This window comes from Pedobacter glucosidilyticus DSM 23534, assembly GCF_000425145.1.
Taxonomy (GTDB): Bacteria; Bacteroidota; Bacteroidia; order Sphingobacteriales; family Sphingobacteriaceae; genus Pseudopedobacter; species Pseudopedobacter glucosidilyticus.
This window is the reverse complement of record NZ_AULF01000030.1, coordinates 13734-29918: the sequence shown is the minus strand read 5'-3', so window position 1 is coordinate 29918 and position 16185 is coordinate 13734. Positions and strand designations below refer to the sequence as shown.

The 16185-nt window shown below is 33.8% G+C and carries 15 protein-coding genes; 8 read left to right on the top strand and 7 right to left on the bottom strand.

Features of this window, described 5'->3' with window-relative positions:
* Positions 1-73 precede the first annotated feature (73 nt).
* Positions 74-1615, top strand: coding sequence for a YifB family Mg chelatase-like AAA ATPase (locus H510_RS0110130; protein WP_026904220.1), 1542 nt, complete (start codon positions 74-76; stop codon positions 1613-1615).
* A gap of 65 nt (positions 1616-1680) precedes the next feature.
* Positions 1681-2331 (top strand): peptide-methionine (S)-S-oxide reductase MsrA, encoded by a 651-nt coding sequence (msrA, locus tag H510_RS0110125; RefSeq protein WP_026904219.1) that lies wholly within the window; start codon positions 1681-1683, stop codon positions 2329-2331.
* A gap of 38 nt (positions 2332-2369) precedes the next feature.
* Here the strand turns inward: msrA and H510_RS0110120 are convergent, their stop codons facing one another.
* Positions 2370-3428, bottom strand: coding sequence for an alkaline phosphatase family protein (locus H510_RS0110120; protein ID WP_081659252.1), 1059 nt, complete (start codon positions 3426-3428; stop codon positions 2370-2372).
* A gap of 98 nt (positions 3429-3526) precedes the next feature.
* On the opposite strand from H510_RS0110120, the gene rimM reads away from it, so the two are divergent.
* The 3 genes from rimM (at position 3527) to rplS (ending at position 5369) form a co-directional block, all read left to right on the top strand.
* Complete coding sequence (gene rimM, locus H510_RS0110115; RefSeq protein ID WP_026904217.1) at positions 3527-4054, top strand: ribosome maturation factor RimM; 528 nt, start codon at positions 3527-3529, stop codon at positions 4052-4054.
* 6 nt (positions 4055-4060) lie between these two features.
* Positions 4061-4735, top strand: a complete 675-nt coding sequence (trmD, locus tag H510_RS0110110; protein WP_026904216.1) for a tRNA (guanosine(37)-N1)-methyltransferase TrmD — start codon at positions 4061-4063, stop codon at positions 4733-4735.
* A 286-nt stretch (positions 4736-5021) separates the two neighbouring features.
* On the top strand, positions 5022-5369 hold the full coding sequence (gene rplS, locus H510_RS0110105) for a 50S ribosomal protein L19 (protein WP_026904215.1): 348 nt from the start codon (positions 5022-5024) through the stop codon (positions 5367-5369).
* 65 nt (positions 5370-5434) lie between these two features.
* Here rplS and H510_RS0110100 read toward each other — a convergent pair whose 3' ends face one another.
* From H510_RS0110100 to H510_RS0110075, 6 genes are all read right to left on the bottom strand, one after another.
* Positions 5435-7255 (bottom strand): DUF4153 domain-containing protein, encoded by a 1821-nt coding sequence (locus tag H510_RS0110100; RefSeq protein ID WP_026904214.1) that lies wholly within the window; start codon positions 7253-7255, stop codon positions 5435-5437.
* 36 nt (positions 7256-7291) lie between these two features.
* Positions 7292-7990 (bottom strand): response regulator transcription factor, encoded by a 699-nt coding sequence (locus H510_RS0110095; protein WP_026904213.1) that lies wholly within the window; start codon positions 7988-7990, stop codon positions 7292-7294.
* Between the two features lie 10 nt (positions 7991-8000).
* Positions 8001-9872, bottom strand: a complete 1872-nt coding sequence (locus H510_RS0110090; protein ID WP_026904212.1) for a sensor histidine kinase — start codon at positions 9870-9872, stop codon at positions 8001-8003.
* A gap of 134 nt (positions 9873-10006) precedes the next feature.
* Entirely contained in the window at positions 10007-10717 is a 711-nt protein-coding gene (locus H510_RS0110085) for a hypothetical protein (RefSeq protein WP_155977936.1), read from the bottom strand.
* Positions 10718-10734: 17 nt separating this feature from the next.
* Positions 10735-11532, bottom strand: coding sequence for a hypothetical protein (locus H510_RS0110080; RefSeq protein ID WP_026904210.1), 798 nt, complete (start codon positions 11530-11532; stop codon positions 10735-10737).
* 366 nt (positions 11533-11898) lie between these two features.
* Complete coding sequence (locus H510_RS0110075; RefSeq protein ID WP_026904209.1) at positions 11899-12270, bottom strand: DUF3127 domain-containing protein; 372 nt, start codon at positions 12268-12270, stop codon at positions 11899-11901.
* Between the two features lie 65 nt (positions 12271-12335).
* Here H510_RS0110075 and H510_RS0110070 point away from each other — a divergent pair, with 65 nt between their 5' ends.
* The 3 genes from H510_RS0110070 to H510_RS0110055 all read left to right on the top strand — a co-directional run bounded on the left by H510_RS0110070 (position 12336) and on the right by H510_RS0110055 (position 16046).
* Complete coding sequence (locus H510_RS0110070; RefSeq protein WP_026904208.1) at positions 12336-13499, top strand: THUMP domain-containing class I SAM-dependent RNA methyltransferase; 1164 nt, start codon at positions 12336-12338, stop codon at positions 13497-13499.
* A 235-nt stretch (positions 13500-13734) separates the two neighbouring features.
* A complete protein-coding gene (locus H510_RS18665; protein ID WP_051291148.1) occupies positions 13735-14289 on the top strand; it encodes an RNA polymerase sigma factor in 555 nt (184 codons plus the stop codon).
* Between the two features lie 476 nt (positions 14290-14765).
* Positions 14766-16046 carry a T9SS type A sorting domain-containing protein gene (locus H510_RS0110055; RefSeq protein ID WP_026904206.1) on the top strand — a complete coding sequence of 427 codons (1281 nt, stop codon included), beginning with the start codon at positions 14766-14768 and terminating at the stop codon, positions 16044-16046.
* Positions 16047-16185: the final 139 nt, after the last annotated feature.

The following is a 16185-nucleotide window of genomic DNA, read 5'->3' as shown; positions in this document are numbered from 1 at the left end:
CTAGGCTAATTTTAAATATCTTTATCTATGATTTTTAAGTAATAAATTATAATTTTCCGATAAATTTTTATGTATGCCTGTAAAAACATTTGGGAGTGCTGTGTATGGGGTAGAAGCCCAAACCATCACCATAGAAGTAAATATTTCTGGGGGTAAAGCCGCTTATTTAATTGTAGGTTTGCCAGATAATGCCGTTAGAGAAAGCTTATTGAGAATAGAAAGCGCTCTAACAAATAGCGGTTTTCGTATGCCACGTCAAAAAATTGTGGTGAATATGGCACCTGCCGATATTCGCAAAGAAGGCTCTGCTTACGATTTAACCATAGCAACAGGTATTTTGGCCGCTTCTGGGCAAATTGATGAAGAGGATTTAGAAAATTACCTGATCATGGGCGAACTTTCTTTAGATGGACAAGTAAAACCTATAAAAGGTGCTTTACCTATAGCTATAAACGCTCAAAGAGAAAATATCAAAGGTTTTATTTTACCTATACAAAATGCCAGAGAAGCCGCCATTGTGAGTAAACTAGAAGTTTATGGGGTTAGTCATCTCTCTGAAATTGTAGATTTCTTTAAGAATAGCAAAAAGCCACCTTTAACAGTTGTGGATACCCGAGACGAGTTTTTTAAAGCTATTAATAATTACGATGCCGATTTTGCCGATGTAAGAGGACAAGAAAACATCAAAAGATCTTTAGAAATTGCAGCTGCTGGTGGGCATAACGCTATTTTAATTGGTCCGCCGGGTGCAGGTAAAACCATGTTAGCTAAACGTTTACCTACCATTTTACCTCCTTTAAATTTGTATGAAGCCTTAGAAACAACAAAAATACACTCGGTAGCGGGTAAGCTTTCTGCTTCCGATGCTTTAATTACCACAAGACCATTCCGCTCGCCCCACCATACGGTTTCAGATGTAGCTTTGGTAGGTGGCGGAAGCAACCCTCAGCCTGGCGAAATCTCTTTGGCGCATAATGGTGTTTTGTTTTTGGATGAATTGCCAGAGTTTAAAAGAACTGTTTTAGAAGTTATGCGCCAGCCTTTAGAAGAAAGGCGTGTAACGGTAGCCCGAGCCAGAATGTCTGTAGATTATCCCTCTAGTTTTATGTTGATAGCTGCCATGAACCCTTGCCCATGTGGTTATTACAATCATCCCGAAAAGGAATGTGTTTGTGGCCCTGGTGTGGTACAAAAGTATCTTAGTAAAGTAAGTGGCCCTTTGTTAGATCGTATAGATTTGCATGTAGAAGTTACGCCAGTAAATTTTGATGAACTTGCATCAGAAAGAAAATCAGAACCAAGCGAGTTGATTAGAGAAAGGGTGATCAAAGCCCGTTTAATGCAAACAGAAAGGTTTAAAGAGTACCCAGGTATCAATGCAAATGCAGAAATGAGTCCGCAAATGGTAAGAGCTATTTGTGTAGTTTCTGATGCTGGGCAGCAATTGCTAAAAACAGCTATGGAAAAATTAGGCTTATCTGCCCGAGCTTATGATAGAATTTTGAAAGTAGCCCGCACTATTGCAGACCTTGCTGGTAGCGATGAAATTGGGATAGAGCATTTAGCAGAAGCTATACATTTTAGAAGTTTGGATAGAGAAAATTGGGCTGGCTAAAAGCATGACTTAAAACTTACAATCATTTTATCTTAAATTTCGTTTATGATTAAAATTGTAAGATCATGAAATTTGTTAAAATATTAAGTGCCAGCATTTTTGCTTTATTAATTATTTCTTGCAATACTAACGGACAAGTGCGTAAAAACAATGCTGTTAAGTTAGTAGCTCCAAAAGGTAAAGCTATAGCTGCTTTTGCATCGGGCTGTTTTTGGTGTTCTGAACATATTTTTGAAGCTGTTGTTGGTGTAGACTCCGCTGTTTCTGGCTATGCAGGAGGTACTGCTGTTAATCCAACATACGAGTTGGTAAATACTGAAACTACAGGCCATGCAGAAACTGTTTTGGTTTATTATAATCCAAAAATCATCACTTATGAAGAATTGGTAGAAGTATTTTTCTCTTCACATGACCCTACCACGCCAAACCAACAAGGCCCAGATAGGGGTTCTTCTTACCGTTCGGTTTTGTTTTATCAAACCGATGCCGAGAAAAATATCGCCATGAATGCTATTAAGAAAATAAGCAGTAGCAACAGGTTTAGCAAGCCTATTGTAACAGAACTTGCAACTTTAAAGGCTTTTTACAGGGCAGAAGAATACCATCAAGATTTTATAGAACATAACCCAAACCAATCTTATGTAAGAGCGGTTTCTATTCCAAGGTTCGAGAAGTTTAAGAAAACATATAAAGGAAAATTGAAGAAGGGGTATTGATGAGGGTGGAAAATGAGGCGGGATTTTTCTCGCCTCATTTATTTAAAAACATAGTCTTTATTGAGGTTTAATCCTAAAAGTTTAGCCAGCGTACCCGCTATTTGTCTGGTGAAAATTTCTTCGGTATTTTTTACTTCGCCTTTTGCTGATATAGATGAACCAATGGCTGCTATCCAAACCTGTTCTGAGCCGGAGATGCTTTTACCATGACTGGTCCAATTGCCAAATGGTTTTTCGCCGCGACCGTGGTCTGTCGTAATCACTAACGTGGTTTGGTTCTTGTAAAAATCATCGTTTTGTAGGTAATTCCATAAATCTGCAATCATATCATCGCTTTTACGAGTCTGCTCTATATAAAATTTATAATCGGCAGCGTGAGCCATATCATCTGTTTCATCAAAACCAATATGTAAAAATTTGGGCTTATAAAACTTTACATATTGCTTAGCCAATTGGTAAGTAATTACATCTAGTCTTACTTTATCAGATATAAAGGGAGGGGCTAAATGCTGCATCTCATTTAAGGCTTTAAAACTTTCATCCATATCGGGAAGCTTTAAATCTTCTACACCAGCGTTTATTATAAAATCCTGAGCAGAATCATCTAAAATATAATTGAAGACATCCCAAGAGGAAAAAGAAGCTACTTTACCTTTAAAATCTTCTTGTTGGTTTATCCATCTTAGCACATTAGGGTTTTTATTATAAACCCTATTATTATTGGTGATATTGCTATCCACAAAACCAGAAAAAAGCTCGGCATAACCCGGGTATGAAATCTTTGATGGATTACTTACCGCTACATAACTTTTTAAATCTCGGTTCCCAATAATTTGACCATTTTTGGCAATCTCACTCCACATAAAAGGCATCAATAAAGCTCTTCTTTTGTGTACATCTTTATGCCAAAATTTTTTAAATAAATAATCTTTTTGGTTGTTATACCTGCTATAAATAAGCGAAGAATCTGCGCCTCTAAACAATTCTTGCCAGCGTAAACCATCAATAGTAACTAAAATAACTTTGCTTTCTGTTTGCGCAATAGCAGCAAAATGGAAAAACATCAGAAAGGATAATAAAATCTTTTTAGGCATCATCAATAATAATGAAAAAACAGAAGAATGAATTAATGAAACGATTATAAATCAACTCGTCATAAAAACTTTACTTTTGCAGGAGATTATAATTAAAAAGCATGAGTACGGGCGATTATGTAGAAATAGGTTTTATTACCAAAACCCACGGTTTAAAAGGCGAGCTTCAAGTTTCGTTTAGTTATGATAATCCTGAGAAGCTAAAACTAAAATCTGTTTATATAGAAATTGGAGGCAAAATGGTACCTTATTTTGTTTCGCAGTTTAAACTATCGCAAAAGCAATTAGGTTACTTTTTGTTTGAAGATATTAATCATATTGATAAAGCGCAGCCCTTGGCAAAGAAGAAAATTTTTCTTGCTAAAAGGCTGATGCCTAAAAAGAGTAAAGAAGAGTTTACTTTTAAAGATTTAAAAGGTTTTACAGTTATTGATGAACAAGAGGGTGAATTGGGAGAAATTTTAGAGGTGAGAGCATATCCACAGCAGTTTTTAGCTACGGTTATGTATCAGGAAAAAGAAGTATTGTTTCCTTTATCTGAGGATTTAATATTGGGTATTGATATGGACAATAAGGTCTTAAATATCGAACTTCCGGATGGTTTGTTGGATGTTTACCTTCAAGATTAATGAACTATGAGATTTGATATCATAACCGTTTTACCGGCTTTACTAGACAGTCCGTTTGCACACTCTATTATGCAAAGGGCACAAAAAAAAGGTCTGGCAGAAATTCATATTCATAATTTAAGAGACTACGCAAGCAATAAGCATAAAAGTATTGATGATTATCCTTACGGTGGTGGTAGTGGTATGGTGATGCAGATTGAGCCTTTTGCTGCTTGTATAGAGAAATTACAGGCAGAAAGGGTTTATGATGAGATTATTTTTATGACACCCGATGGCGTTACTTTTAAACAAGAAATAGCCAACGAGCTTTCTATTAAAGGAAATATCATGATTCTTTGTGGCCATTATAAAGGGATAGACCAAAGAATTAGAGATGTATTTGTAACCAGAGAGATTTCTGTTGGAGATTTTGTGCTTTCTGGTGGCGAGCTGCCAGCTGCTTTAATTGTTGATGCTGTGGTAAGATTAATACCTGGCGTTTTATCAGATGAAACATCGGCTTTATCTGATTCTTTTCAAGGCGAGTTGTTAGACGCTCCAGTGTACTCCAGACCGGCAGATTGGAAGGGTTATAAAGTACCTGATATTTTATTAAGTGGAGACCAAGCTAAAATAGAACAATGGCGTTATGAACAAGCTTTAGAACGCACTAAAAAACGCAGACCAGATTTGTTGGAGTAAGCTTAGAATGGAAGCTTTTTTTAATTGATGAACTCAAAAATTAATTATTTTTTCTTTTTTTGAGATTAAATAAATTGCAAATCTTCAAATAAATAAGCTCGATTTTAAATAGAAAACAAGCTAACAGGCTCATCTACAGTTGGTATTGCCTGCGGATGTAGATAAGATGTTAATTGTGGAAAATTTTAATTATGTTTTTTATTATCAAAAATTATCCCTAATATTGCACTCCGAAATTTCGGTGCGGTTGGTATTTATCTCAATCGTAATTTAACAGCATAAAATCATGGATTTAGTAAAATTTGTAGAAGAGCAGGTTGTAGAGAAAAAACAGTTACCTGCATTTAAATCTGGAGATACCATCAGCGTTCACTATAAAATTCGTGAAGGAAATAAAGAGCGTATTCAGGTTTATCAAGGTGTAGTTATCCAGAGAAATAGTGCTGGTTCTACAGAAACCTTTACCGTAAGAAAAATGTCTAATGGTGTAGGTGTAGAGCGTATATTTCCTGTAAATTCTCCAAACATCGATAAAATCGAAGTTAATAACGTTGGTAAAGTTCGTAGAGCAAAATTATTCTACTTACGTGAGCTTACTGGTAAAGCAGCTCGTATCAAATCTAAAAGAGTTTAATTTTTTCAAAATAAAAAAAAGCCTTTCAAGAATATTTCCTGAAAGGCTTTTTTTATGCACTTTTTTTATAGAGTTTGTGGCGTTATCAGCAAATAAACCTTATAATGTATAATGTTTGTTTCTTGCTTTTCTTCCTCAATACCCATTTCTTCTATTCTGGTGGTGATGTTTAATCCTTTCCAGTGCTGGGTAAGTGTTAAATCTTTATTTGGTACTTGAAAAGTATTGTAATTTTTATCAGTAATAGGATAGCTCTTTTTTAGCAATTGCTTTCCTATTTTATAAAGTTGTAGAGATAGCTTTTCTTTTCCTAAGACCAGATACAGTTCTTGTTCTTTCTCTTTACAAATTTTAAAAGCTTTTCCAAAGGCAGTTATTTCTTTGCATAGGTTGTCTCTAAAAGAAGACTGGTTTTCTATAGTTACCAAAATACTTGCTTTTTCAATACTTAAAACTTCTTTTTCTTTATTAGCAAAGTTGTAAAAATTGCCTTTCATTGTGGGGTTATAAAGCGGATTAAGTCCTAATAACTTTAATACAGAATCTTTGGTGTTTTCTTTAGCTTGATAACTTTGAAACTGACTCAAGGAGTCTTTTTTATGGCTATTCTTAAAAAAAGTTTTAATATCGCTAAGCGATGCTTTAGTAAAAGGCTGTAAAGCCATTATACCATGATAATCATTTAAATAATCAACAATGTTTCTGATTTGCTGGTCTCTTTCTTTATTAGGTTTAGTGGCTAAAAGAGTGCTTAATATTTTTTGTTGCGAGTTTTTAGAAACACTTTGTAAACCCCATGGTCCAAAGGAGATTATAAGTGCTAACACACATAAACTGATAGGAATTATCCTAATATGTTCTTGTCCTTTTATTAAGAAATAAAAGGTGATAAAGCTTAACCAAAGGGTAAGTACAATTAAAATATATCTGCTTTCTGTTATGCCATAATCAGATACTCTGGTATAAACTGCGAGTACTAAAAGTATAATTAAGGGAATTAAAAACAGATAAAAGGTCTTACTAAAGAGTTTTATCCATTTGTTTTCTTCTAAACTTCTGAGTGGATGAACTAGCAATAAAGAAAGCATCCCAAAAACAGCATAACCTAAAATTAATACCGAAACAAAACCATTAGGTAAATGCCACTCTAACAATATTTTACCTTCATAAGCCAGTAATATGACTAAATAAATGCTTGCCAAAGGGATTAACACATACTGTGTGAAAATTTTCAGCCCTTTTGGATAAGATTGTTCTTCTTGAAGTGTTTCTAAAGATTTAGGAATGCCGGATAGAAAAAATAGGGTATTAAATACACCTGCGATGATGAGCCACAGACGTAAGTAGATTTTATCATCCCAATTTACTTTAAACAATTCTTCAATGCTTAATAAGGCAATGCTTATCCCAATAAATAATACCGCACTGTACAGGGCAGATGTTAAAAAACGTAGAAATAAACTTTTGTTAAGTTGCCAAAAAGCTTGATTTTCTTCTGCTTTATGGAAAGCAGCGACAGAAACCAATAAATGAAAAGCAAATGCAAGAATGACTAGCATTAAAATATGCGCTTCTTTTTCAAAAGGATTTAAGATAAAACTTAAAGAAAGCAGGAAAGCTATAAGCGCTATATTAACGCCTATTTTAATGGGATTTTTAAGTTTACGCTTTTCTGCAAATAATGCAAAAGCTAAGGTAAGTGCGAGACCTAAATTGCCTATGTAAGCGCCTTTTACAAGTTCTTCGTTATAAGTATTGTTAAGATCTTTTACGGTAAGCGCAATTAAAGAACTGGTTCCTAAAACTGCAAAAAGTATAGGGATAGGGAATCTTTTTAATACAGCCAGCGCAGTATAACCAAGTTGTTTGAGTGAAGGAAACTTCATAAGTAAAATATTTCTTATGAAATTAGCTTTTACTTACTAATTTACCAAGAGTTTATAACCTTTTCCATGTACGTTGATGATTTCTACTCTGGCATCTTCTTTAAGATATTTACGCAATTTGCTTAGGAAAACATCCATACTGCGGCCGTTAAAGTAATTATCATCATGCCAAATTTGTAAAAGTGCTTCTTCACGGGTTAAAACATCATTCATTTTAAGGCATAATAACCTTAACAGTTCCGCTTCTTTGGTGCTTAGCTTTTGTTGCTCATCACCATTTATAATAATTTGATGCTGGTAATCAAAGGTATACTTGCCAATGGTGAAGATTTTAGGTTTCTCTTCTTCAGCTTTTTCCTGGTTGCCGGCTCTTTTTAAGAGGGCATTAATGCGTAATAAAAGCTCTTCTATTTTAAAAGGTTTGGTAATATAATCATCACCACCCAAACCAAAAGCTTCGGTTTTATCTTCCATCATACCTTTGGCTGTGGCAAAAATAATAGGTATGTGTTTGTTTATCTTTCTGATGTCTTTTGCCAGCGTGAATCCGTCTTTTTTAGGCATCATCACATCCAGGATACAAATATCATAAGTTGAAGATGTAAATGCTTTTAAGCCCTCATCTCCATCATCACAAAGGGTAACCTCAAACTTTCCTTTTAAAGAAAGGTAGTCTTCTAAAATCATCCCCAAGTTAGGATCGTCTTCTACTAAAAGAATTTTTTTTGCACTCATTTATATGGTATTATGCTAATGGAAATTTGAGCTCAAATTCCGAGCCTTTATCTTTTTCGCTTTTCACTTTTATAGTTCCGCCCATTCTTTTCACCATGTTATTTACATAGCTTAAGCCTAGTCCGAAACCTTTTACGTCATGTAAGTTACCTGTTGGTATACGGTAAAATTGCTCAAAAATTTTCTTTTGCTGGTCTCTTCCCATGCCAATTCCTTTATCAGTAACGGTAATTATAAAATCTGTTTGGGTATTAGTAGTGTTGATGGTAATCTCTGGAGCTTCTTTACTGTACTTTATGGCGTTATCAATAAGGTTATAAAATACATTAGAAAGGTGTAGCTCATCGCCCATGATGGTTGATTTTGTGGCTATAAGGTTCATGTTTACAATAGCATTTCTCTTTTGTAGTTGCAAGTTCATACTATCAGAAACGGCATGAATTAAATCATGAATATTAACTTCTTTACGCTCTATTTTTAAATCGTCTTTTTCTATACGGGCAATATTAAGTACCCTTTCAATATGGTCTCCAAGACGTATATTTTCATCATAAATAATGCTTGCCAACTTATTTACGCGTTTGCGGTCTTCATTAACGTCGGGGTCTCTTAAAGCTTCACTGGCAATCATGATGGTGGCTACCGGAGTTTTAAATTCATGAGTCATGTTGTTAATGAAATCTGTCTTCATCTCAGAAATCTTTTTCTGTCTTAAGATAGAAAAAATGGTATAAGCGAAGCTTCCGGTCAAAATCAACAATAAACCTATGGATGAGGCTAAAATAGAGTTCATATTTTTAAGGATAAGACTATTTTTTTCTGGAAAACTTACCATCAAGTAACCGCCTTCACGTACCATATCTTTTGGAAAAAGTGCGGCCTTGTAGGTGTTTTCTGGCTCAAAATCCATTCTATTATCCGAGGCATTTCTGAATAAAATTCTGGAGCTTTTGTTGGAGCTTATTTTATAATTGTACTTGAGCATGATGCCGTTATTGGCCAACTCTATCAATAGCAAAGAGTCTAGCAATTCTGGTTTAATACGTTTATGCAGAGGTACATTTGCTTGCTGAAACTCTGAAGCTAAATCATTTAAAATCTCCTTTTTGTTGCTGATTTTTTGTACCGAGTCTAAGTATAGCTTAACATCTTTTACTTTTTCTTTGCTATGGATGGGTTTCTCTGCTGCTGCAAGCTCGGTTTCACTAATTTCTGATAAGTAATTAGGTTTACCAATGGTACGAACAACAGGGCCTAATACAGGGTCAACAATAACATATTGTTTGATAGAATCTACTACAACGTTACCTCTTTTGGGTCTTTTTCTGGAAGGTAATCGCTCTGTATAAACTTGTTTAACCAGATTTTGTCTGACACCAAATTCGTCTGTAACTTCCTCAAAATCAAATCTTACGCCGGCAATTACATTATCTGGAGTTTCTTGTTGCGCCGGGCCATTATATACTAAAATATTAGGGTATTTATTTCTTAAAATGCTATCTCTTACCCTAAAAATACTGTCAGATTTTTCTTGATTTTTTTTAAGTTGCCTGATAAAAGCTAAGGATGGATTTTCTTTAATTTGCGGATTTCGGTCGATATTTTTTGATGTCCTGATGTTTTGGCTAAATTTCAAATCTTGATTTAACCTATTAATTTCTCTTAATTTTTTCTCGTTTGCAGCTTTTTGAGCTAAAAAAGCAGCGGCTTCATTTTTTTCTAATTTATAAGCCACACTTTTTAAAGCATCATTTACCGCACTATCAAAAATTTGAGTTTTTAATTGATAAGATTCTTTTAAGAAATAATATTGCATAGCCATTACTCCCAACAATGCAAAACTCATTAAACCAATAATAACCGATATACTTTTACGCTTCATCTCAAATCAAATATAAACACCAATGCTTTAATATTGAGGTGGTTTAACATTATTTAACAAGCAATGGTAGATTTAAATCTCTTTGAATTGGGCAAGTTTATGAAGTATATTTTATTAAAGTTGAGTTGTATGGACTACTGGAATTTATACTTTATACCAATAGAAGTAAAGTTTGCTTTAAAACCTTTACCAGGGAAGGCTAATCCTACACTACTATTATTAAAAAGGATAAAAGATTTAGAAATATCATAAGATAATCCAAAACCTGTTACCAAAGCACCTTCTATAATTTTAAGGTCTTCGTTATATTGTTTAGGTTCTTGATTTTCTGGGGTAACATAATCTTCTACAATAAGTCTTTTTCTTGCATACAGCAACTCTGGACCAATAAGCCAATTTATTTTTAATCTTTTTTCTGGGCTGCTTAATATTAGTTGAAAATAAGTAGCGATTTGTGAAAGTGTAGATTTATCATCACTAACAAGTAATGCCTCATTAAGTGTACTTCCTGTAGACATAAATCCTGTGAAAATCGAAGTATACAAAGATAACCTTCTGGAAAGATTAGTCTCAAAGCCAATTGATACACCTGATGCAACATTTAATTTTTCTATTACTCTTTGGTTTTCAGGGTTGTAAAAAGGTTCAAGTGGCAGACTATAACCCTCAAGTCGGGTATAAGCTCCATCAAACCAAATTACAGTGCCATAAGCTAAACTTATAGAACTACCATTATATGAATTAGCGCCATACCTGCTTGGGTTGCCACCGTTAATATAAATTTGTGCTGTAGTTAATTTAGGTAGAACTACTACAAAAAGTAGCATTAATAAGTATTTGTTCATTAGATTTTTGTAGGAAATTACTTACAATTGAGTGTTACGTTTACTGTAGAAACATTAGCTACACCAAGCAATGTTATAGTACTTTTTATTTGAGATAATTTTTGATTAGAAAATTTAAATTCATTTGATGTTAAGAGAGTTAGTTCTGGTATATCTGGATAAAATATCCGATATGATTTAACATAAGTACTGTTTAAAGAAGGTAAATAAAGCGCAGAAAAAGAATCAAACAGTGCAATTGTTGTAAGGTTATCTGTTTTTTTGTGATCATCATGGATAAAATTATCGTAGATAATAAAAACCAATCCATTTCCGTCACTTATAGTTATTTTTTCTAGTCGGCTTTTAGAATCATAACTTATATCAAACACAGCATATTCATCATTTATACTTGTTATAATTTTGGTTAGTAATTTATTGCTGTTGTAAGTAAACAGTCTTTTTTGCGTAGTATCTTCAGAAAGAGTACCATTAGGATTGAGTTCTAGTGCTACTTCTTTAGCTAAACTACCAAATTCATTTAAATAAATTCTTGTTTTAGCATTTTCGGGTAATTTACTATCGCTATAAATAATAAGCTGCTTAGGAGATTCTACAGTTGTATACCATGCGGTGCTGATAACACCATTTTCTTTAATTATATTTTCAGTTGCAAGGCCATCTTGATATTTAACCTCTGCGCTATATTTACCATCCGTTGAAAGAGAATTTGTAATTAAGCATTGAGTGATATTGGTATTCAATAATACAGAATTATCTTTCCTACAGCTAAAAAACAATAGAGCTATTAATGCTACAAATAAAATTTTCTTCATAATTCATAGATAGAATATTGAAAAATAAAATAATTAAATGAAAAAATAAAATATTTTATCAATAAAATTAATTTGAGCTTCTGCCTTAAGCTCGTCTCACTTATATTAACCCGAAATTTTTATGCTTAGAAACAAAATCTTAACTATTTGAATGTTTATCTTTCTAATCATTTTTTTCTTGGCTATAAAGAAAACGATAATCAGAATTCAGAATAAGAAATAGTATGCTGAATAAGATGGGAGTAATTATTGGTGCACAAAAAAGAAGTCGAAGTTTTGTTACTGTTTAGAGATGAAGCCAAAAAAAGCGGTCACCTTTGGGATTGGTGCCGCTTTTTATCGCATTGTAATCAGAAAATAGGCTCTTTAAAACGGCAAATCGTCGTCCGCCTCTGGTGCTGCACTAATATCAACTGGTGCTGCAAATGGTGGTGTTTGAGCAGGAGCACCTGCATCAGCACCTAATACATTTACTTTCCAAACTTGTAAAGTATTGAAATATTGTTTTTTACCGGTTTTGTCTGTCCAAGGTCTTCCTTTCAAGTTGAAAGAAACTTCAACATCATCACCAATTTTAAGATTATCCATTAATGAAACCCTGTCTTGTATGGCTTCAAATTTTACGTATTCCGGGTACTGAGGGTTTTCGGCAAATTCTATAACAAGCTCTCTTTTTCTAAATGTATCAGTAACGTTCATGACTTCAGATACTTCATGAACTTTTCCTTTTATCTCCATTTCAACAGGTTTTTAAATAACTAAAATCAAATCTCTATATTTTTATCATTAAATTGCGCATTCTTATGCATCAAGTTTTCAACACCCCATCAAAGGTTATCATAACCTGTAACAAAAGATTATCGCCTTATCTTGAATTAGAAGTAAAAAATTTAGGTTTTAAACCTGTAAGAATTTTTTCTACCGGGCTAGAGCTTAAAGTGAGTTTAAATGATTGTATCAGGCTGAATCTCAACCTCAGATGCGCCAGTCAGGTGCTTTATAGCCTTCAAGAATTTGATGCTGAAAATGGTGAAGAGCTTTACCAAAAAGTTACTGCTATAGCGTGGGAGAAATTGATAGATTTTGGAGGTTATTTCTCTGTAACGTCAAATGTGGATAATTCTACCATCACCACACCTTTGTTTGCTAATTTAAAAGTTAAAGATGCTATTGCAGACAGGATTAAATCTGTGCACAAAATAAGACCAAATTCTGGTCCGGATTACACCAAAACTGTAGTGCATTTATATTGGAAAAATGAAAAGGCAGAAATCTTTTTAGACACATCTGGAGAAACTTTAGCTAAACACAGTTATAGAAAAATACCTGGCAAAGCGCCTATGTTAGAAGCGCTTGCGGCCTCAACCATTTTAGCTACACAATGGGATTTTAAATCTCCTTTTATAAACCCTATGTGCGGTTCTGGAACTTTAGCTATAGAGGCAGCCCTCATTGCAACCGGCAGAACGCCAGGATTGTTACGTATGAATTATGGTTTTATGCACATTTTAGGCTATGAAGAAGAAGTTTTCTTTACAGAGAGAAGAAGGCTAAAAGACCAAGTGGTTAAAAACCAAGATTTAAAAATTATTGCTACAGATATTTCTGAGGATGCTATAGACATCAGTAAAAAGAATGCTAAAACAGCGGGTGTAGACCAATTGATTGAGTTTTACGCTTGCGATTTTGCCGATACCAGAATCCCTCAGGATGAAGCTGGGGTGATTATGTTTAACCCCGAGTATGGCGAGCGTTTAGGTGTACACAGCAAACTAGAAGCTACTTACGCTAGAATTGGCGATTTCATGAAAAAAGAATGTAAAGGTTATACTGGTTATATTTTTACTGGAAACCCAGATTTAGCCAAAAAAATAGGTTTAAGAGCATCACGAAGGATAGAATTTTACAATGGTAAGCTAGATTGTAGGTTGTTAGAATATGAATTGTATGATGGGAGTAGGAGATGATTAACTAAAACTTAATAGCTATTTTACAATAAAGCTGATATTTTAATATAAGTTTGATAAATATTTTTTAATGTATCAAATCAACTTAGATTTAATATTATATTAGTTGTTAAAAACCTAAATGTCTTATTTAATAAATTAAGAGCTAATTTTTTTCTAAATAAATTAAAGATTATCAGCATCGTTTATAATCAAATGTAGTTGGCAAGTGGGTAAGGTATAATTGCCAAATATTATGGAAGAAAGACCAATAGACCATATTAGCAATATCAAACAGGATTTTCATAATCTTTATAGGGATCACTATGAGGCAATCTTGGGCTTTGTATTAAGTTATGTAAAATTGGCTGACATAGCAGAAGACATTACTCAGGATTTATTTCTAAACATTATAGAAAAGGAATATAAAGAAGTAGAAAACATTAAAGCTTATCTTTTCACTTCAGCAAAAAATAGAGCTTTAAATTATCTAAAAAAAGTAAGTAAAGAGGCTCAAATTAAAGATGCACTTTACAAGGAATATGAAACATTACATGGTTCTTTAGAAGAAGATATCGCCGATTTGGAGTATCAAAAACTGCTAAATCATTATTTGGAAAAGCTTTCTCCACAAAATAGTGCAGTTTTTAAACTTTGCAGAGATAAAGGAAAGTCCTATCAGGAAGCTGCCGAGGAGCTGGGCATTTCTCAAAGTGCAGTAAAAAAACACATGGTAAAATCCATGAAGATCTTAAAGCTATTGCTAAAAAAAGATTTCGGGCTTTTGCTATTTTTTATATTCAAATTATAATAATTCTTCAAACAGACAATTCTTAAAAATATTTTTTGGAGAGGGGTACCCTTAGCCCTATTTTTTTTGTCTTATACACAATAACCAATTATTTATTTAACAAAAAATCTTTCAGAATTAGTTGATTTTATTCGGCTATTGCTTTTTAAGGTTCAAACTATAAGAAAGGAGGATGATTTTATGAATTAAGATATACCTATGCCTAAAATCTAGAAGTGCGGCAACACCTCCGGAAATAATTAAAGGCAAACCTAATCAATTGTAAATTAATCAAAGCTATAACCTTTAAACACCGCAAAATGTATGATTTCTACATACCAATTAAGTGCAGATTTATTCTGTATACCCAGTATACATGCTGTTTTCAATAGCTTTTTTAAGCTTTTTAGTTGAACTGAGCAAGGCATAGGCTCAAGCTTGATACCTATGCCTTGTTTGTAAATAATCAATATTTAAATCATTAACCTTTTATAATTATGAAATTTTTTTTAATATTTATCATATTTTTAGTGTCTGTTCATTTTGCTCAGGCTCAAAAATCACTGCCCTACTACGAGCCTTTTAACTACCCAACAGGTGTATTGGGCACTCAGGGTGGCTGGGGTGCATCCGGAGCCTTAGCAACGGTAGATAACACAGTTAATCTTAACTACGCCGGATTAGACAATAGCGGGGCTTCTACCAATTCCCTTCTTTTTGGTGGTACTACAGGTACGAATACCCAGCCTTTATCCATTGCTAATCAAACTGGTACTGTATATGCATCCTTTTTAATGAGAGTGGCTAGTTTACAATTTAACACTGCCAATAGCAGGTATAGTGTAGGTTTTGGCAACACTGCTGCGGGGGGTAATTTTGCCGGTACACTTTGGGTGCTTACCAATGCCGATGGGGTTACTTATGAATTGGGTTTTCATGGCGGTAGTAGTGGTACAGTACCTCCTCTGGCTGCCAATACAACCGCTCAAAATTTTTCACCGGGTGTCACTACTATGGTGGTCATAGAGTATACACCTGGTACAAACGTTATGAATGTGTGGGTTAATCCTTCTTCACCAACTTTCGAGTCCGGTTCTGCTCCAACTCCAACTTTCTCCAATGTTGCGGGTGGCGCCATAACCAATGTAGCCAGTTTTATATTACGATGTGGTACGGGTGGTAGCGGAACAAATGGTACTAACCCAATGTATTTGGATGATTTGCGATTGGGAAATACTTGGGCAAGTGTTACACCAAAAGCAATTGTTACACCAGTTAAACTCTCCAGTTTTTCTTCCAAAAGAAAATTAAACACTACTGAACTAAGCTGGACTGCTGCTACAGAGATAGATTTTGATAAATATGTAGTACTATACGGCAAAAATGGTGTTGATTTTAATGAGGTGGGTACTGTAAAAGGTAAAGGCAATAATTCTAAATATACTTTTTCTTATGCCCATGATGGAGATGCTTACTTTAAGTTGAAATCTGTGGATTTGAATGGAGACTTCGAATATAGCGAAGTTATTCATGCAAAAGGTAATACGGTATTTATAAAAGCTGGTCCTAACCCTTTTACAGATGAAATAAACATTTATGGAATGCCTAATGGTATAAATAGTGTTGAACTTTACAATCTGATAGGAGCTAAAATTAAAACACAAGTCGTAAATTCTAATGATACAATTTTGTCATTAAGTACGCTTCCATCAGGGACTTACCTGCTAAAGATTGTTAATGATAATAAAACCATTTTTAGCGAGAAGTTCGTTAAATAATATTTTAAACTTACTTTTTTTATATTAAAAGCAAATTGAAGCCACCTTCAATTTGCTTTTAATCATAACTGAATTATTCAATTTAGAATGTCAGGTTGTCTTTCACGAATTTAAATTTATTTTTCAAAAATAGGGGTAC